The organism is Micromonospora sp. DT41 (assembly GCF_049841715.1).
Lineage (GTDB): Bacteria > Actinomycetota > Actinomycetes > Mycobacteriales > Micromonosporaceae > Micromonospora > Micromonospora profundi.
On the sequence record NZ_JBNCKU010000006.1, the window covers coordinates 388,419 to 405,688 of the forward strand.

Consider the following 17,270-nt stretch of genomic DNA (forward strand, 5'->3'; position numbering starts at 1 on the left):
CGACAACGCGTACGGCCCGGTGCCACCGGTCGCCTCGACGGTATGGATCGCGTACGTCTGCCCGATGTACATGAGCGACCGGGGCTTGCCCGAGGTGATGGTGACGGTCTCGGCGGGGGCGGTGGCGGCGGCCGGCTGCGCGGCGCCCAGCAGCATTGCGACAGCCATCGTCAGTGCCATGACCGGGCGAAGTGTCCCCATCGCACATCCAGGTCTTGATCGGAGCCGCTCGCGGCCGCCAGCGGATCAGGTCCAGTCGATCCAGCAGACTCGGAGCTTATTCGACCAGCGCAACCGGACACTGACAATCCACCGACCGGAGATCGTCGTGTCGCCGCGACGACACAGCGCCCGGCGCGGTCGTGGTGACCGCACCGGGCGCGTGACGACTTTCGCTGAGGTCAGAGCGTCGGCGGGGTGAACGTGCCGACCGCGGACTCCAACGCGGCGGCGACCCGGTACATCCGGTCGTCGGCCATCGTCGGCGCCATCACCTGAAGGCCGACGGGCAGCCCTTCGGACAGACCGCAGGGCACCGAGATGCCCGGCCCGCCGTACAGGTTGGTCGGGATCGTGTACAGGTCGGCCAGGTACATCTGGTACGGGTCGGCGGTGCGCGCGCCGATCGGGAACGCAACCGACGGCGTGGTCGGCGAAATCAGCGCGTCGACCTGCTCGAACGCGGCGGTGAAGTCCCGCGTGATGAGCGTACGAACCTTCTGCGCCTGCCCGTAGTACGCGTCGTAGTAACCCGACGACAACGCGTACGTGCCGATCATGATGCGGCGCTTGACCTCGGGGCCGAAGCCGGCCTCCCGGGTCATCGACATGACCTCCTCCAGCGACCGGTTGCCGTCGTCGCCGACCCGCAGGCCGAACCGGACGCCGTCGAACCGGGCCAGGTTGGAGGAGCACTCGCTCGGTGCGATCAGGTAGTACGCCGGCAGCGCGTAGGCGAACGTCGGGCAGGACACCTCGACGATCTCCGCGCCCAGCTTCGCCAGGGCGTCCACCGACTCGCGGAACGCGGCCATCACACCTGGCTCGGCACCCTCGCCGACGAACTCGGAGACGATGCCGAGCCGTACGCCGGTCAGGTCGCCGGTCGCGCCGAGCTTCGCCGCCGCCACCACGTCCGGCACCGGCTGCGGGATCGACGTGGAGTCACGCGGGTCGTGCCCACCGATGACCTGGTGCAGCAGAGCCGCGTCGAGCACGGTACGGGCACACGGGCCGGGGGTGTCCAGCGACGACGAGAACGCCACGAGCCCGTAGCGGGACGTACCGCCGTAGGTGGGCTTCGCGCCGACCGTGCCGGTGACCGCGCCGGGCTGGCGGATCGAGCCACCGGTGTCCGAACCGATCGCCAGCGGCGCCTCGTACGCGGCAAGCGCGGCGGCACTGCCACCACCCGAGCCGCCCGGAATCCGGTCGAGGTCCCACGGGTTGTGCGTCGGGCCGTACGCCGAGTATTCGGTGGAGGAACCCATCGCGAACTCGTCCATGTTCGTCTTGCCGAGCATCACGGTGCCGGCGTCGCGCAGCCGCTGCACGATCGTCGCGTCGTACGGCGGACGCCAGCCTTCGAGGATCTTCGAGCCCACGGTGGTGGGTACGCCCCGGGTGGCGAGCACGTCCTTCACGGCGACCGGCACACCCGCGAGGGGGCCGAGTTCCTCACCGGCTGCCCGACGCTCGTCCACAGCACGGGCCGCGGCGAGCGCGCCCTCGGTGTCGACGTGCAGGAAGGCGTGCACCCGGTCGTCGACGGCGACGATCCGGTCCAGGTGCGCCTGCGTCACCTCGACGGCGGAGGTCTCGCCACCGGCCACGAGGGTGGCGATCTCCGTCGCGGTCATTCTGGTCAGGTCGCTCATGACGTCACTCCGCTTCGCTCCGTGACGCCACGAGGCACCACCGCGCTGCACTGCCGATTCGCTCGCTGCCGCTCGCTCATGACGTCACTCCGCTTCGCTCCGTGACGCCACGAGGCACCACCGCGCTGCACTGCCGATTCGCTCGCTGCCGCTCGCTCATGAGGCCACGTCCTCGCTCAGGATCCGCGGTACGCGGAACCGCTGGTCCTCGGCGTCGGGCGCGCCCGACAGCGCCTCCTGCGGCGTGAGGCACGGCGTGACGACGTCCTCGCGGAAGATGTTTGTCAGCGGCACCGAGTGCGAGGTCGGCGGGATGTCCGCGGCGGCGACCTCGCCGACCTGGGCGACCGCCTGGAGGATCACGTCGAGCTGGCCGGCGAACGTGTCCAGCTCCTCCTCGGTGACGGCGAGCCGCGACAGGCGCGCCAGGTGCGCGACCTCCTCGCGGGAGATGGCGGCCATCCGTGCCCCCTTCTGATGTCCTGCTGATCGGGCGGTGTGCCGGCCGCGCGGCGGGTGCAGCGTGACGCGCGGTGACCGGAGCGAGTCTATTGTTCCGCTCCCGCGCCGCGTCCCCCACTCCCCCTCCGCCAGCCGGCGTGCCGTGCCGGCAGGCGGTCAGCGGGTGTGGCGGCGTGCGGTCAGCGGGTGTGGCGGCGCTCGGCGTCCGGTTCGACCGGACCGCCGCTCGGGCGAACCGGCCGGTACCGGGCCAGCCAGTTGATCAACTCTTCGGCGGGCATCGGGCGGGCGTAGAACCAGCCCTGCGCGGCGTCGCAGCCCGCCGCGTGCAGCATCCGCCAGGTCCGTTCGTCCTCCACGCCTTCGGCGACGACCCGCAGCCCCAGCGCGCCGGCCAGTTCGATCATCGACCGGACGATCGCCGCGTCGTCGGGGTCGTCGGCCATGCCGAGCACGAACGACCTGTCCACCTTCACCTCCGACAGCGGGAGCCGGCGCAGGTGTTGCAGCGACGAGTACCCAGTGCCGAAGTCGTCCAACGCGATTGCCACCCCGATCCGGTGCAGCCGGGAGATCGTGGCCAGCACCCGACGCGGATCGGCCATCAGGGCACCCTCGGTGATCTCCAGTTGCAGCCGCTCGGCCGGCACCCCGTACCGGGCCAGCCGGTCGGCGATCTGGTCGGCGATCTCACCGGTGTGCAGGTCGCGCACGCTGACGTTCAGCGCCGCGCGCAGCCCGATGCCGGCCGCCGACCACTTGGCGAGTTGCTCCACCACGTCGTCGACCACCCGCCGGGTGAGCAGCCGCATCACCGCGCTCTGCTCGGCGACCCGGATCAGCTCCTCCGGGTCGACCATCCCCCGGCGCGGATGCCGCCAGCGCAGCAGGGCCTCGACGCCCACCACCTCGCCTGTCGCGATGGCGATCTGCGGCTGGTAGTACATCGTGATCTCACCGGCGTCGTCGGCCTGCTCGCCGTCGTGCGCCCACCCACTCGACCCGAACGACTGGTCGGTCGAGCCCGGCCCGCTGTCGCGCCACGCACTGTCGACGCGCGGCGCCGGCCCCGCGCCGGCGTTCGGCGAACGTCGCCCCTGCACGCCAGCACGTCGGTCCCGGGACGGACCGGGCCGGGCGCCGTTGACAGTGGCGCGGGCGTTCCGGCCCCGGATCGGGTCGGCGCTTGTGGCGATCTGCTTGATCAGCTCGTCGGCGTGCGCCAATTCGGCGCCCGCCGCGCGCCGACGGCGACCCCACCAGCGCCCGCCTGTCGAGGGCGCCTCCGCGATCACCGGCGCGGTGGCCGGGTGCGGCGCGGCCTCCGCACCGGTGGGCAGCGCCGCGCCGTCACCGCCGCGCACCTCGGCCGGAGCGACAGGGGGTACGCCGGCAGTCCGCTCGGAACCCACCGACTCGACTCCGCCGGAGTCCCCGTCGCCCTGCCCCGCCGACGTGCCGTGCCCCGGAGGCACGCCCTGCTCTGGCGACGTGGCCCGACTCGCGTTGTCGAGCGGGTCGCGTTGCTCCGGTGGTGCGGCGTCGAGCGGCTCGCCCGCCGACGGGCCGGATTCGAGCACCCGGCGCAGGTCGGCGAGCAGGCCGAGACGTTCGGCCGAGTTGTGGTCGGACTCCGGGGCGTAGACGGCCACAGTGTCGTTGCGATGCTTGGCGTCGTACATCGCGACGTCGGCGTGCCGCATGAGAGTGGCGAAGTCCTCGCCGTGCTCGGGGAAGAGGGCGATCCCGATCGAACCGCCGACGTCCAACGGCAGCCCGTCCAGCGGCACCGGCTCGGCCAGGGCACGGACCACCCGGTCGGCCAGGTCACGTGCCTGACCGACGTCGGTGAGCCCGGTCATCACGATGGCGAACTCGTCACCGCCCAGACGGGCGATCATCTGCGGACGGGGGTCCACGTCGGTGAGCCGGGCGCTGACCTCGACCAGCAACCTGTCACCCACCGCGTGCCCGAGCGCGTCGTTGACGTTCTTGAAACGGTCCAGGTCGATGAGCAGCAGCGCCAGGTGCCCGCCGGGTTCGCCGCGGGCGGTCCGCTCGGCGTGCAGGTGCACCTGCTCGGCCACCTCGGTCAACAACGCCTTGCGGTTGGGCAGCCCGGTGAGCGGATCGGAGGCGGCGAGATGCTGCTGCTCGACGGTCAACCGGGCCATCCGGTACACGGCGAAGAGCGGCACCAGCACCAGCGGGATGAGCGCCGCGCTGAGGCGTGCCGCCGCGACAAGCACTGGAGCGAGCAGCAGCAGCGAACCTGTGGAGAGCAGTTCGAAACCGAGGCCCTGCCGGACGGTGGGCCACCACCGGTCGCCGAAGCGCAGCCGTACCGCACAGCTGACCAGCCCGTAATTGACAAGGAACCAGGCCACCATCGCCCCGCCCAGGGCGGCCACGTCGGGCCAGTGCAGGTGCCCGCCCCCGAAGATGGTGCCGGGGCCGAGCTGGATGATCCCGTACGCGGCGGCGAGGGCGCAGGCGTACTGGCCGACGTTGAACGCTGTCCGCCACGCGGCGTGGCGCATCCGCCAGCCCGACACCACCACGCCCAGCGCCTGCACCGCCACCGCCGGGCCGAGCCCCCAGCCGAGCAGGATCGCGAACGTGAAGCAGGTGGACGGGAAGACGGCGGACGACTGCCGCCGACCCGGCGGGACGAACGGGCGCGCGTCGCACAGCACGGCGAGCGCGGCCATCGTCCAGAACGCCACCGGCAGCTCGGACAGCTCGCCCGGAAGCGTCGCGAGTGGACCGGCGGCGGTCAGCGCCGCGACCGCCAGGATGCCGACGACAAAGGCGGTGAACGGCGCCACCCGCCCAGGCGGGAGGGAGTTGCGCGGGTCGGCAACCTCCATCACACCTCCCGACCGACGGTCGACGTGCCGGTGAGCACGTCGTCACCCAATGAAACGCCCTCAGCCCCACGTTCCCCGGTATGACAGTCACGAATCGGTCGTAGTCGTAATTAAGTTGGTATGCGCGGCGAGCCGTTCGCGTCCGCTCGCGGCGAGGTCAGTCCTGCACCTGGGCAACCTCTCGCGCGGCGTCCGGGCCCGCGTCCAGCAGGACCCGAAACCCGTCCTCGTCGAGCACCGGCACCTTGAGACTGGCCGCCTTGTCGGCTTTGGACCCCGGGTTGTCCCCCACGACGACGAAACTCGTCTTCTTGGAGACCGACCCGCTGACCTTGCCGCCTCGACTCTGCACCGCCTCGGAGGCCTGATCGCGCGAGAAACCGGCGAGCGTGCCGGTCACCACGACCGTCAAGCCCTCCAGCGGGCGCGGCCCCTCGTCGACTGCCTCCTCGGCCATCCGTACGCCCGCCTCGGCCCACTTGCGGACCACCTCGCGGTGCCAGTCCACGGCGAACCACTCCCGGATGCTCGCCGCGATTGTCGGCCCGACCCCGTCGACCGACGACAGTTCCTCCTCGGTGGCCGCGTCGATGGCCTCCATCGAGCGGAAGTGCCGTGCCAACGCCTGGGCCGCGGTGGGGCCGACGTGCCGGATGGAGAGCGCCACCAGCACCCGCCACAGGTCACGTTCCCTGGCGACGGCCAGATTGTCGAGCAGCTTGACCGCGTTGGAACCGAGGCTGCCGTCCTTGTTGACGAAGAACGGGGACCGGGACAGCTGTTCGGGGTCGAGCTGGAAGAGGTCACCCTCGTCGGCGATGATCTGCGCGTCCAGCAGAGCCGCCGCACCCTTGTAACCGAGCACCTCGATGTCGAAACCGCCGCGGCCGGCGAGGTGGAACACCCGCTCACGCAGCTGGGCCGGGCAGCTGCGGGTGTTGGGGCAGCGGATGTCGATGTCGCCCTCCTTGGCCGGCGCCAGCGGAGTGCCGCAGGCCGGACAGGTGGTCGGCATGACGAACGGTCGGGCGTCGGCGGGCCGCAGGTCGACCACCGGGCCGAGCACCTCGGGAATCACGTCGCCGGCCTTGCGCAGCACCACAGTGTCGCCGATCAGCACACCCTTGCGCTCCACCTCGCGGGCGTTGTGCAGGGTGGCGAGCGCGACCGTGGAACCAGCCACCCGCACCGGCTCGAGCACGGCGAACGGGGTGACCCGGCCGGTGCGCCCCACGTTGACGTCGATGTCGAGCAGCTTGGTGGTGACCTCCTCCGGCGGGTATTTGAAGGCGATGGCCCAGCGGGGCGCGCGACTTGTCGAACCGAGCCGCCCCTGGATGGAGACAGGGTCGATCTTGACCACCACGCCGTCGATCTCGTGCTCGACGTCGTGGCGGTGCTCCGCGTAGTAGGCGATGTATTCCGCCACCCCGGCCAGATCCGGCACGACGCGCCACCGGTCGCTGGTGGGCAGCCCCCACGCCTTGAGCGCCGCGTACGACTCGGACTGGGCAGTGGGCTGGAAGCCCCGGCGTGCGCCGATGCCGTGGACCACCAGGCGCAGCGGACGGGACGCCGTGACGCGCGGGTCCTTCTGCCGCAGGCTGCCGGCGGCGGCGTTCCGCGGGTTGGCGAACGGCGCCCGGCCCTGCTCGACCAGGCCGGCGTTGAGGTCGGCGAACGCGGCGACCGGGAAGTAGATCTCGCCGCGCACCTCCAGCAGCTCGGGAATGACCGGGAACTCGTCGGACGGCGTGAGCTGGCTGGGCACGTCCCGGATGCTGCGCACGTTGGCGGTGACGTCCTCGCCGGTGCGCCCGTCCCCCCGGGTGGCCGCCCGGACCAGCCGGCCCGCCTCGTAGGTGAGGTTGATGGCAAGCCCGTCGACCTTCAGCTCGCACAGGTAGGGCACCGGCCCGCCGGCGTCCCGCTCGACCCGCTCGGCCCAGGCGGCCAACTCCTCGTCGGCGAAGGCGTTGTCGAGCGAGAGCATCCGCTCGGCGTGGGCGACCGGGGTGAAGTCGGTGGAGAACGTGCCGCCCACCCGCTGCGTCGGCGAGTCGGGCGTACGCAGCGCCGGGAACTCCTCCTCCAGCGCCTCCAGCTCACGCAACTGCTTGTCGAACTCGGCGTCGGCGATCGTCGGCGCGTCCAGCACGTAGTAGCGGTACTGGTGTTCGGTCAGCTCGCGACTGAGGGTGGCGTGCCGCTCCCGCGCCTGCGGCGTGGGCTCGCCGCCGGCCGCCGCCTCCTGCGCCGGGCTCACCTGCTGGCCGATCTGCTCCTCGGACACTCCCCCACCTTCGGACACGCCGCCACCTTCGGACACCCTGCAACCTTCGGACACCCTGCGACCTTCGGACACCCTGCGACCTCCCTGGTCACGCTACTAAGGCACGGTATCGGTCCGGTCGGACAATCCGTCGACCACGCCCGCCGCCACCAGCGGGTGGTTGGCGGGCGCGGTGGTGGTCGGCGTGCGAGGATCGCCGGACGACGCGGCCGGAGTGCCGCGCTGACGCGGAGGTGGCGATGCCCGAGGCACTGCTCTGGGCGCTGGCGATCCTGCTGGCGGTGGCGGCCGGCTGGGCGTGGAACAGCTGGCGACACCGCGTGGCCAACCGACGCCCGGGCACCCGGCCGGGTAAGGGCAGCACGGCACGTACCGGCCGTCGGCCCGCGCCGCCCCGGCCGCGCGGCGGCGACCGGCCGGCCACCAAGCCCCGGCCACGCGCCGCCGACCGCCAGGTGGGCACGCCGGCGCCGGGTGAGATCTGGTGGGCCGATGTGCCGTACGCCGACGGCACCGGATCTAAGGTCCGGCCGTGTCTGGTGCTGCGGGCCGACTCCCGGGGCGCCGACGTCCTGAAGATCACCAGTCAGGACAAGAGCGACCGCGACGACCACGTACGGATCCCCACCCGCGACTGGGATCCCGGTGCCGAGCACGACAGCTACCTGAGCCTCGCCGAGCCGACGAGGGTCGACTTGGCCGCCTTCGCCGACCGCGCGGGCACCTGCGACGCCGGCCTGTGGCGCAAGGTCCGCAGCCTGCGTCACCTACCTACCAGCTGACCGCCCGGCGGCGGCCCGGCCATCATCGACTCGGGTTCCTGGAAATCGGGGTGTTCCGGAATCTCGGACACCCCGATTTCCTGGAACCCGAGTCGATCAAGCCAGACGCCGACGCAGCGCCGATGACGGCGGGCCCGCGCAGGGAGAGGTCTACCACGGCGGGCCCGCGCAGGGAGAGCTCTGCCACGGCGGGCCCGCGCAGGGAGAGCTCTGCCGCGGCGGGCGGCGCGGCGGAATCGGCCGCAGCTGTTCAGTCCCAGGTCGCGCCGAGCGTGACGAGCTGGTCGGCGTACTCGATCCGGTCGGCCCATCCCGACGGCCAGGCGCTCATCCCGGCGGCCGCACCCACGAAGGCCCCGGCCAGGGCTGCGATCGAGTCGGAGTCGCCTGCGGTGGTGGCACCGCGGGCCAGTGCCGCCACCGGGTCGTCGGCGTGACGTACGGCGCAGAGCAGCGCGGTGGCCAGCGCCTCCTCGGCCACCCAGCCCTCCCCGGTGGCCCGACAGGGGTCACCGCCGTCGTCGGGCTCGCCCAGGGCGGTCGTGAGTCGGCCCAGCACCGCCAGGCACTCGTCCCAGCCCTGGGCGATGAACTCCTGCGGCGTGCTGGCTCCCGCGCGTTGCCAGAGGTCGCCAAGCCACTGCTCCCGGTACACCTGGCGTTGCGACAGTGCCCGCTCGGTGAGCAGCGCGGGAAGCTCAGCCAGCGCGGCGCCCTCGCGCAGCGCGAAGACCGCGTACGCGGTGAGCTCGCTGGCCGCCAGCCCGGTCGGGTGGCCGTGGGTCAACCCGGCCTGCAACTGAGCCAGCCCGGCGAGCGTGGCCAGGTCCACATCGAGCAACCCGACGGGGGTGACCCGCATGTTGGCCCCGCACCCCTTCGAGCCGACGACTGTCGCCTCCTGCCAACGCAGCCCGCGACCCAACTCGGCGCAGGCTCGTAGGCAGGTCATCCCCGGGGCACGGTTGTTGTCGGGGCTGACCGCCCAGGCCACGAAACGCTCCCGCAGCAGCGGCTCCACCGCCTCCGGCCGGTACGACGGCGCGTCGTGCAGCGCCCAACCCACAGCCAGGGCCATCTGCGTGTCGTCGGTGACAAGGGCCGGGTCACCGGTCAGTTCACGGGGACCACCAGGCCCGTAGCGGCTCTCGATCTCGGCGACGGTCAGGAACTCCGTCGGTTTGCCGAGCGCATCGCCGTAGGCGAGGCCGAAGAGCGAACCGGAGGCGCGCAGCGCGGAGGCAGAGGTCACGGCGGCCATGATGCCCGGCCGCCGCAACCCCCGGCCGGTCAGTCCCAGCAGAGGCAGAACGGATGGCCGACCGGGTCCGCGTAGACGCGGAAGCCCTCACCCTCGCCCGGCAGCCGGCGGGCACCGAGCGCGAGTGCCGCCTTCTCGGCAGCTTCGATGTCGTCGACCGTCACATCCAGGTGGAACTGCTGCGGACGCTCCGGATCCGGCCAGTCCGGTGCCCGCAGATCGGCTGCCTGCTGGAACGCCAGCCGGGGCTGATGACCGGGCGGGCCGCCCAGCACCACCCACTCGTTGTCCTCAGAGTCGCTCTCGACCAGGTCTATGCCGAGCAGTTCGGCATAGAACGCGGCAAGTGCCCGCGGGTCCGGGCAGTCGATCACCACTGAACGTAGCTGTCCAATCATGGCGGTCATCATGCCCACCGGGTACGACAGAAAACGTCACTCCTCGATGAGTCGCCGGCCCGCGTCCCGGCAGGCGGTGAGCACGGCCCGGGCGTACTCCCCGCTGGCCCCGGCGAGTCCGCAGGCAGGGGTGACGACTACCTGCTCGGCGAGCTGCCGTCGGGGGAAGCCGAGGCGGTCCCACAGCCGACGTACCCGATCGGCCACCTGTGCGGACGTCGGTGCCGAGCCGGCCGGCGGCGGCAGCGTGGGCGCGGCCCCGGCCAGCAGTCCCAGGCCGGCGTCGATCGCCTCGCCGAGCGGGTCCAGTTCGGTGATCAGGCTCAGGTCGAGGGCGACCGCGACGGCCCCGGTGGAGCGGATCAGCTCCAGCGGCACCTCCGGGGCGCAGCAGTGCACCACCGTCGGTACGCCGACCGCGTCGATGATCGTGCGCAGCAGGGCGGCCGCGTCCGCCGAATCCACAGCCCGGTACGCGCCCAGCCCGCTCTCCGTCGGCACCCGCCCGGCCAGCACCGTCGGCAGCGACGGCTCGTCGAGTTGCAGGAGCACCGACGCCCGGGGCAGCCGTCGGGCCACCGCCGCGACGTGATCGCGCAACCCTTCGGCGAGGGAGCCGGTGAGGTCGCGCACGGCACCCGGGTCGCGCAGCAGCCGGCCGCCGATCGGTAGTTCCAGAGCTGCGGCCAGGGTGAGCGGGCCGCCGGCCTGCACCTTGACCAGCCCGGCGTACGCCTCGGCCTGCTCGCCCAACTGGTCCAGGTCCCGTTCCATCAGGTCCCGGGCACGGCGCAGGTCGCGGCCCGGACGCGGGGCGACCCGCCAACGCCCCGCGTACAGCTCGACGGGCAGCTCCGCGAGCAGCCCTCCGGTGCGGCCGATCAGCTCGGCGCCGGGGCCGCGCGCCGGCAGCTCGGGCAGGTGGGGCAGCGCGGGAAGCTCGCCGAGGACCACCCGCTGGGCCTCGGCGATGTCGGTGCCGGGCAGCGAACCGATACCGGTCGCCGCGCCGGCCGGCCAGGGCCACGCCTGATCTGTCACGGCCGAAGGCTATCCCGGTGGCCACGGCACGCGGGCGGCACCTCGGTAGTGGCCGCGCATCGGTCGGTCAGCGCCTCGGTCGGTCAGCCGGTGATGGTGGCGGAGCCGAGGACCACGTCGCCGGCCGGATCCGGCCGGTACGCCACCACGGCCTGCCCGGCCGCCACCCCGCGCGCCGGCCGGCGCAGCTCGACGCGGAGCGTGCCACCGTCGAGGTCGACGGTTGCAGGCACCACGTCACCGTGTGCACGCAACTGCACCTCGCACTCGACCGGCGCGGTCGGACGGGGGCCGCCGGTCCACACCGGGCGGGCGGCCCGTATCTGGGTCACCTCAAGCGCCTCGGCAGGACCGACAGTCACCGTGTTGGTCTTCGGCGTGATCGAGAGCACGTAGCGTGGCCGGCCGTCCGGCGCCGGCCGGTCCAGGTGCAACCCACGTCGCTGACCCACCGTGTACGCGTAGGCGCCGGTGTGGCTGCCGACGACCGCGCCGGTGCTGGCGTCCACCACGTCGCCGGGTGCCTCGCCGAGCCGGCCCGCGAGAAAACCACGAGTGTCACCGTCGGCGATGAAGCAGATGTCGTGCGAGTCCGGCTTGTCGGCGACCGCCAGGCCACGCTCGGCGGCCTCCGCGCGGACCTGCGCCTTCGTCGAGTCACCGAGCGGGAACATCGACCGGTCCAGCTGCTCGCGGGTCAGCACCGCCAGCACGTACGACTGGTCCTTTGCCACGTCGACGCTCCGCCGCAGCAGCCCGTCCGGGCCGAGTCGGGCGTGGTGGCCGGTGACGACGGCGTCGAAGCCCAGTGCCACCGCCCGGTCCAGCACCGCGGCAAACTTGATCTTCTCGTTGCAGCGCAGGCAGGGGTTCGGCGTACGGCCAGCGGCGTACTCGGCCACGAAATCGTCCACCACGTCTTCGTGGAACCTGTCGGCCATGTCCCAGACGTAGAACGGAATGCCGATCACGTCGGCGGCCCGCCGGGCGTCCCGGGAGTCCTCCAGGGTGCAGCAACCGCGCGCCCCGGTCCGGTAGGTCTGTGGGTTGCGGGCCAGCGCCAGGTGTACGCCTGTCACGTCGTGCCCGGCCGCTGCCGCCCGCGCCGCCGCAACGGCCGAGTCGACCCCGCCCGACATAGCTGCCAACACCCTCATCGCAACCCCCTCCCAATCCCCCACGACAACCCTATCCACCACCCCAACCCAACCCCCACCCCCGCCCCCGCCCCGTTCCGCCCCCGCTCCCGCTCCCGCTCCCGCTCCCGCTCCCGCTCCCGCTCCCGCTTCCGCTTCCGCTCCGCCAAGCCCTCACGGCCCCTCGCCCTGTTCCCGGACCCAGGAACCGCATCACACCGACCCAGGCCCCGTGCCCACCCACCCCTCTGTCGATCATGGAGTTGTGGTGCCCAAAAGGAGCCGAAAAGTGACTTAGATCCCCCACCACAACTCCATGATCGACCTGCGCCCACCGCGCGGCACACCCTCGCTCTCGCTCTCGCTCTCGCTCTCGCTCTCGCTCTCGCCCGCGCGATCTTGCACTTCCTGCCCGGATAAAGAGGCCACAAAGGACAAATCCGCGACCGAAAGTGCAAGATCGCGCGGGAGGGGGAGGCACGGCGCGGGAGGACACGGCGCGGCGCGGCGCGCGCGGGGTTAGCGGGGGGTGCGGGGGGAGGCTGCTCGGCGTGCTCGATCGACTGCTGCGGGGAGGGCTGCGATCAGGGCGTCCACCTCGGCCTGGGTGCTTGTGTGACCGAGTGTGAAGCGCAGCGAGGAGCGGGCACGGTCGTCGTCGGCGCCCATCGCCAGGAGCACGTGCGAGGGCTGGGCCACCCCGGCCGAGCAGGCCGAACCTGTCGAGCAGGCGATTCCCTGGGCGTCGAGCAGGAGCAGCAGGGCGTCGCCTTCACAGCCCGGGAACGAGAAGTGCGCGTTGCCGGGCAACCGGTCTGTCGGGTCGCCGTTGTAGATCACCTCGGGCACCGCCCGGCGGACCCGTTCGATCAGGTTGTCGCGGAGCGCGGCGACGCGGGCGGCGTACTCCTGTTGGCCCTTCACCGCCGTTTCGACGGCGACCGCGAAGGCGACGATGCCGGCGGTGTCCAGTGTGCCGGACCGGACGTCGCGTTCCTGCCCGCCGCCGTGCAGCAGCGGGGTGGCCGCCACGTCCCGGGCGAGCAGCAGTGCGCCAACCCCGGTCGGCCCGCCCAGCTTGTGCCCGGTCACGGTAAGTGCGGCGGCCCCGCTGGCGGCGAAGTCGACGGGCACCTGGCCGACTGCCTGGATGGCGTCGGTGTGGAACGGTACGCCGTGTTCGGCGGCGACGGCGGCCAGCTCGGCGACCGGCTGCACGGTGCCGACCTCGTTGTTTGCCCACATGGCCGTGACCAGAGCCACCCGATCGGCGTACGTGGTCAACTCGGCTCGGAGGTCCTCCGGGTCGAGCCGGCCGGCGGAGTCCACCGGTAGCCACCCGACCTCTGCGCCTTCATGCTCGGCGAGCCAGTCGACCGAGTCCAGCACGGCGTGATGTTCGACGGCGCTGGACACGACCCGCAGGCGGTCGGGACGGGCACCGCGGCGGGCCCAGAAGATGCCCTTCACGGCGAGGTTGTCGCTTTCGGTGCCGCCACCCGTGAAGATCACTTCGGATGGTCTGGCGCCCAGCACCGCGGCCACCCGCTCGCGTGACTCCTCGACGCGGCGACGGGCATGCCGACCGGCCGCGTGCAGTGACGACGCGTTGCCGACCTCGCGGGCGGTAGCGACGTACGCCTCCAGTGCCTCGTCGAGCATCGGAGTGGTCGCCGCGTGATCCAGGTAAGCCATCACCGTCAGCCTACGGCCGACAAGGTGGCAGCCGGATGCCGGAGGGGACTCGGAACGACGGCCAGCACCGCGAGCAGCACGGCCAGCCCTGCAAGCAGCACCTGCCACCGCCGAAGAACGCCCCTCACCGCCAGCCCTGGAAACAGCGGTGCCGGGGCGGGAGGATGCTCCCGCCCCGGCACCTCGCCTGTCGTACCGATCAGGCCGGCACCGCCGTGACGACGATGTTGTCGCGGTATTTCCGGGCCTTGGCGTCGAACGGCCCACCGCAGGTGATGAGGGTCAGTCGTGCTTCGCCGTCGCGGGCGAAGTACCGGTCCAGCGGGATTTTGGTCTTGTCGTACTCCTCCCGGGCGACGACCCGGTACTTCCGTTCCTTGCCGTCGCGGCCGGTCGCGGTGAGGGTGTCGCCCTGGTCCAGCTCACGCAGCCGGAAGAACGCCCCCTTGCCCTGTTTGGCGCTGTCCACGTGACCGGCGATGACCACCGAGCCGGCGTCCGCCTCGAGGCCGGGACCGTAGCGGTACCAACCGATCTGGTCGACGCTTGGCGGTACCTCGAACTCGTTGGTTCGTTCGTTGATGCCGACCGCGTTGACAGTGGCGGTGACGTCGATCTCGGGGATCACCAGCCGCACCGGCGGGATGACCTTCGCGCCGGACGGCAGGTCACCGGTGGCCACTGGGACGTCCCCGCTGACCGGCGGGGTAGCGGTGGCGGTGGCCAGCGCGTTCGCCTCTTCCTCGCCGACGTTCTCGGCCGGCTGGGAGCCGCAGGCCACCAGGGTGGCGATGGTGAGCGCGGCAACGCCGACGGCCATGGCCGCCAGCGCGCCGCGGTTGCGCACCGTCACTGGCGACCGGTCCGCGCGGTGGCGACCCGCACCCCGCCGCCGAGCAGCAGCAGGACACCGGCGCCGGTGAGCACGTACCACCAGGTGTTCACGCCCGTACCGGCCTGGCCACCGTCACCGCTCGGCACGCCACCCGGGGCGGAGTGCAGGCCGGTGATGGTCTGAGCCACCACGTCGAGGTTCTTGCCCTCGGCGGAGCCGATCGCGTACACGATCGTCGCGGTGCCCTCCTTGAGGTTGAGGTCCGCCGGGCCGATGGCCACGGTGTCGGTGCCGGCCAGCACGACGTCCGCCTTCACGGTGCCGGCGTCGACGTCGGCCTTCGCCTCGTTCGGGTTGGTGAGGCCCTCGAAGACCGGGGTGCCGCCGGCGCGGACGTCCACCTCCGGGGCGGCGGCGGTGTGCCGCACGATGAGGCGGGCCTTGCCGGCGCCGACCTTCGAGACGTCGTTCACGAACGGGGTGATCTTCGGCGTACCGGCGGCGTCCAGGTGCGCGGCGATGCTGATGTTCGCTCCGCCCGGCACCGCGGCGTCGTCGACCTTGAGGATCGCCTTGTCGAGCGCCTCACCCGGCTTGGTGAGGGCGATGTCGTAGTCGCCTTCCTCCAGGTTCAGCGGGCCGGCCACGTCGCCGGGCTTGAAGTTGTCGAGCGTCTTCTTGCCGTTGACGTAGACGTCGACAGGGGTGTCCGGGATGCCGTGCACGACGGAGACCTTCGACGTGGCGGCGAACGCGGGGGTGGCGGTGAACGCGCCGACACCGGCGAAAGCCAGCGCGGCGACCGCGCCGCCCGCGGCGACCCGACGGATGTACGAGAGCTGCATGTGTCTGCCTCCTGGTGATAACTGCTGATTCGTCAGGCCTGGCTTGCAGAACGGGTTACGCCGGCTGCGCGACGGCTGGATGCGCTCTGGACGCGATTTCTTTTTCGGCGGCTTTCGCATCCGGATCGGGCCCGCGGAGCGAAGAGCAGGTGACATGACATCGACCGGGGAAGTGGGGCGAAGGCTGTGGCAGCTACAGTCGGGTATGCCCCATCGAAGGCGAGCTGCCCGATGACGGCGCCACCACAGAATCCGGACCCTCCGGTGGACGACGTAGCCCTCCGGTTCCGCGCAGGTGACGAGGTGGCGCTCCGCGAGGCGTACGACCGCTATGGCCGTGCCGTGCTTCACCTGGCCACGTCCATGCTGGCCAACCGCGCCGACGCCGAGGACGTGACCCAGGCGACGTTCGTCGCCGCCTGGCTGGGAAGGGACACCTTCGACCCGGCCAAGGGTTCGTTGATCGGCTGGCTGCTCGGCATCGGCCGACGCAAGGTGATCGACCGGATGCGGGCGTCGGCCCGCGAGACCCGGGTGGTGGAGACGGTCCGGCAGCTGCCCGAGCCGGCGCAGACCGGCCCCGACCCGGATCGGGTGGTGGACCGGCTGGTGATCGCCGACGAGTTGGCCCGACTGCCCGACGACCAGCGACGCATGCTGGAGTTGGCCTTCTACGACGACCTGACACATCAGCAGATAGCGACGGTGACAGGGGTGCCGTTGGGCACCGTGAAGAGTCACATTCGACGCGGTATGGCGAGCTTGAAACGCAGATGGGAGGTGGACGGTGCAGCACCTGGACCACGACCGGCTGGTCTTTCTGGCGCTCGGTGAGAGCGAGGCGGCCAACGGGGAGAGCACCCACCTCGACACCTGTGAGCACTGCCGGGCGGAGCTGACTGCCCTTCAGCAGGTGGCCGGGCTCGGTGCGGAGACGCAGGGCCTGGCTGACCTGCCGGACCCGCCCGAGCACATCTGGCAGGGCATCGCCGCCGAGATCAGCGCGGCGCAGGCACTGCCGTCGCTTACCGGGACCCCCCGCCAGCAGAGCGTCGACCAGACACTCGGCGACACGATCGCGCAGCGGCAGATCAGCAGCCCGACACCCGAGCGGCAGATCAACGAGCCGACCGAGCGGCAGATCAACGAGCCGACCACCGAGCGGTCGATCAGCCCGACGGCCGAGCGGCCGATCAGCGGTAGGGCGACGGGCTTCGAGGGGCCGAGTGCCGGCAGTCACCGATCGAACGGCAGGTCACGGGCCCGCCGACGCGGCTGGTCGCGCTGGGCGGCCACTGCGGTGACCGCGGCCGCAGCCGCGGCGGTCGGGGTGGTGGGCACGGTGTCCGTGCTACGGCCAGAGGATCCGCCGCCTGCTCCGACGCCGGCAGTGGTGGCCCGGGCGCCGCTGGCGGCGTACGGGTCGACGCCTCCAACGGCCACCGGTGACGCCCGTGTTCTCGACGGCGGCCAACTACATCTGCATGTGGCGAATCTCCCGAGCGTGCCGGGGTACTACGAGGTCTGGCTCATCAACCCGACGACGATGCAGATGTTCTCGGTCGGCACGCTGGGTGGAGGTTCGGACGCGCTGCTCCCGCTGCCGCCCAACGTCGACCTGAGTGCCTACTCGGTGGTGGACGTCTCCGCCGAGCAGTACGACAACAAGCCCGCCCACTCCGGCGACAGCCTGCTGAGGGGCACCTTGACGGGCTGATCGGCGGGCCGGCTCAGCTCCCCGGCCCGCCGATCAGCTCCCTGAACGACGAAAAGTG

General features: G+C 71.9%; 14 protein-coding genes and 1 pseudogene. 3 read left to right on the plus strand and 12 right to left on the minus strand.

Annotated elements, in window-relative coordinates:
• The 5 genes and pseudogenes from ACLQ23_RS14655 to ligA all read right to left on the minus strand — a co-directional run.
• A pseudogene (locus tag ACLQ23_RS14655) lies at positions 1-180 on the minus strand (putative Ig domain-containing protein); the annotation flags it as partial.
• Between the two features lie 221 nt (positions 181-401).
• Positions 402-1,877 (minus strand): Asp-tRNA(Asn)/Glu-tRNA(Gln) amidotransferase subunit GatA, encoded by a 1,476-nt coding sequence (gene gatA, locus ACLQ23_RS14660; RefSeq protein WP_355593546.1) that lies wholly within the window; start codon positions 1,875-1,877, stop codon positions 402-404.
• 156 nt (positions 1,878-2,033) lie between these two features.
• Positions 2,034-2,339, minus strand: a complete 306-nt coding sequence (gene gatC, locus ACLQ23_RS14665; protein WP_053659512.1) for an Asp-tRNA(Asn)/Glu-tRNA(Gln) amidotransferase subunit GatC — start codon at positions 2,337-2,339, stop codon at positions 2,034-2,036.
• A gap of 179 nt (positions 2,340-2,518) precedes the next feature.
• A complete protein-coding gene (locus tag ACLQ23_RS14670; RefSeq protein WP_355593544.1) occupies positions 2,519-5,209 on the minus strand; it encodes an EAL domain-containing protein in 2,691 nt (896 codons plus the stop codon).
• A 157-nt stretch (positions 5,210-5,366) separates the two neighbouring features.
• The gene (ligA, locus tag ACLQ23_RS14675; RefSeq protein ID WP_355593542.1) at positions 5,367-7,502 is read right to left on the minus strand and encodes an NAD-dependent DNA ligase LigA; all 2,136 of its coding nucleotides are present in this window, start codon (positions 7,500-7,502) and stop codon (positions 5,367-5,369) included.
• Between the two features lie 239 nt (positions 7,503-7,741).
• On the opposite strand from ligA, the gene ACLQ23_RS14680 reads away from it, so the two are divergent.
• Positions 7,742-8,284, plus strand: coding sequence for a type II toxin-antitoxin system PemK/MazF family toxin (locus tag ACLQ23_RS14680; protein ID WP_355593540.1), 543 nt, complete (start codon positions 7,742-7,744; stop codon positions 8,282-8,284).
• Between the two features lie 250 nt (positions 8,285-8,534).
• Here the strand turns inward: ACLQ23_RS14680 and ACLQ23_RS14685 are convergent, their stop codons facing one another.
• The 7 genes from ACLQ23_RS14685 to ACLQ23_RS14715 form a co-directional block, all read right to left on the minus strand.
• Positions 8,535-9,545, minus strand: a complete 1,011-nt coding sequence (locus ACLQ23_RS14685) for an ADP-ribosylglycohydrolase family protein (protein ID WP_355593538.1) — start codon at positions 9,543-9,545, stop codon at positions 8,535-8,537.
• A gap of 29 nt (positions 9,546-9,574) precedes the next feature.
• On the minus strand, positions 9,575-9,943 hold the full coding sequence (locus ACLQ23_RS14690) for a VOC family protein (protein ID WP_355593536.1): 369 nt from the start codon (positions 9,941-9,943) through the stop codon (positions 9,575-9,577).
• Positions 9,944-9,979: 36 nt separating this feature from the next.
• Positions 9,980-10,984 carry a methionine synthase gene (locus ACLQ23_RS14695; protein WP_355630220.1) on the minus strand — a complete coding sequence of 335 codons (1,005 nt, stop codon included), beginning with the start codon at positions 10,982-10,984 and terminating at the stop codon, positions 9,980-9,982.
• Between the two features lie 83 nt (positions 10,985-11,067).
• Entirely contained in the window at positions 11,068-12,141 is a 1,074-nt protein-coding gene (gene mnmA / locus ACLQ23_RS14700; RefSeq protein ID WP_355593532.1) for a tRNA 2-thiouridine(34) synthase MnmA, read from the minus strand.
• 498 nt (positions 12,142-12,639) lie between these two features.
• Positions 12,640-13,815, minus strand: a complete 1,176-nt coding sequence (locus tag ACLQ23_RS14705; protein WP_355593530.1) for a cysteine desulfurase family protein — start codon at positions 13,813-13,815, stop codon at positions 12,640-12,642.
• 199 nt (positions 13,816-14,014) lie between these two features.
• A complete protein-coding gene (locus ACLQ23_RS14710) occupies positions 14,015-14,668 on the minus strand; it encodes a class F sortase (RefSeq protein ID WP_425880728.1) in 654 nt (217 codons plus the stop codon).
• Positions 14,665-15,495 (minus strand): DUF4397 domain-containing protein, encoded by an 831-nt coding sequence (locus tag ACLQ23_RS14715; RefSeq protein ID WP_355630223.1) that lies wholly within the window; start codon positions 15,493-15,495, stop codon positions 14,665-14,667. Before ACLQ23_RS14715 ends, ACLQ23_RS14710 begins: the two co-directional genes overlap by 4 nt.
• A 231-nt stretch (positions 15,496-15,726) precedes the next feature.
• Here ACLQ23_RS14715 and ACLQ23_RS14720 point away from each other — a divergent pair, with 231 nt between their 5' ends.
• Entirely contained in the window at positions 15,727-16,329 is a 603-nt protein-coding gene (locus ACLQ23_RS14720) for an RNA polymerase sigma factor (protein WP_355593527.1), read from the plus strand.
• Positions 16,283-17,212 carry an anti-sigma factor gene (locus ACLQ23_RS14725; RefSeq protein WP_355593526.1) on the plus strand — a complete coding sequence of 310 codons (930 nt, stop codon included), beginning with the start codon at positions 16,283-16,285 and terminating at the stop codon, positions 17,210-17,212. The genes ACLQ23_RS14720 and ACLQ23_RS14725 overlap by 47 nt, the downstream gene beginning before the upstream one ends.
• Positions 17,213-17,270 lie beyond the last annotated feature (58 nt).

Coding starts and splice junctions, on each gene's coding strand:
- gatA (WP_355593546.1), bottom strand. CDS start 1,877: ATGAGCGACCTGACCAGAATGACCGCGACGGAGATCGCCACCCTCGTG.
- gatC (WP_053659512.1), bottom strand. CDS start 2,339: ATGGCCGCCATCTCCCGCGAGGAGGTCGCGCACCTGGCGCGCCTGTCG.
- ACLQ23_RS14670 (WP_355593544.1), bottom strand. CDS start 5,209: ATGGAGGTTGCCGACCCGCGCAACTCCCTCCCGCCTGGGCGGGTGGCG.
- ACLQ23_RS14680 (WP_355593540.1), top strand. CDS start 7,742: ATGCCCGAGGCACTGCTCTGGGCGCTGGCGATCCTGCTGGCGGTGGCG.
- ACLQ23_RS14685 (WP_355593538.1), bottom strand. CDS start 9,545: ATGGCCGCCGTGACCTCTGCCTCCGCGCTGCGCGCCTCCGGTTCGCTC.
- ACLQ23_RS14690 (WP_355593536.1), bottom strand. CDS start 9,943: ATGATTGGACAGCTACGTTCAGTGGTGATCGACTGCCCGGACCCGCGG.
- mnmA (WP_355593532.1), bottom strand. CDS start 12,141: ATGAGGGTGTTGGCAGCTATGTCGGGCGGGGTCGACTCGGCCGTTGCG.
- ACLQ23_RS14705 (WP_355593530.1), bottom strand. CDS start 13,815: ATGGCTTACCTGGATCACGCGGCGACCACTCCGATGCTCGACGAGGCA.
- ACLQ23_RS14715 (WP_355630223.1), bottom strand. CDS start 15,495: ATGCAGCTCTCGTACATCCGTCGGGTCGCCGCGGGCGGCGCGGTCGCC.
- ACLQ23_RS14720 (WP_355593527.1), top strand. CDS start 15,727: ATGACGGCGCCACCACAGAATCCGGACCCTCCGGTGGACGACGTAGCC.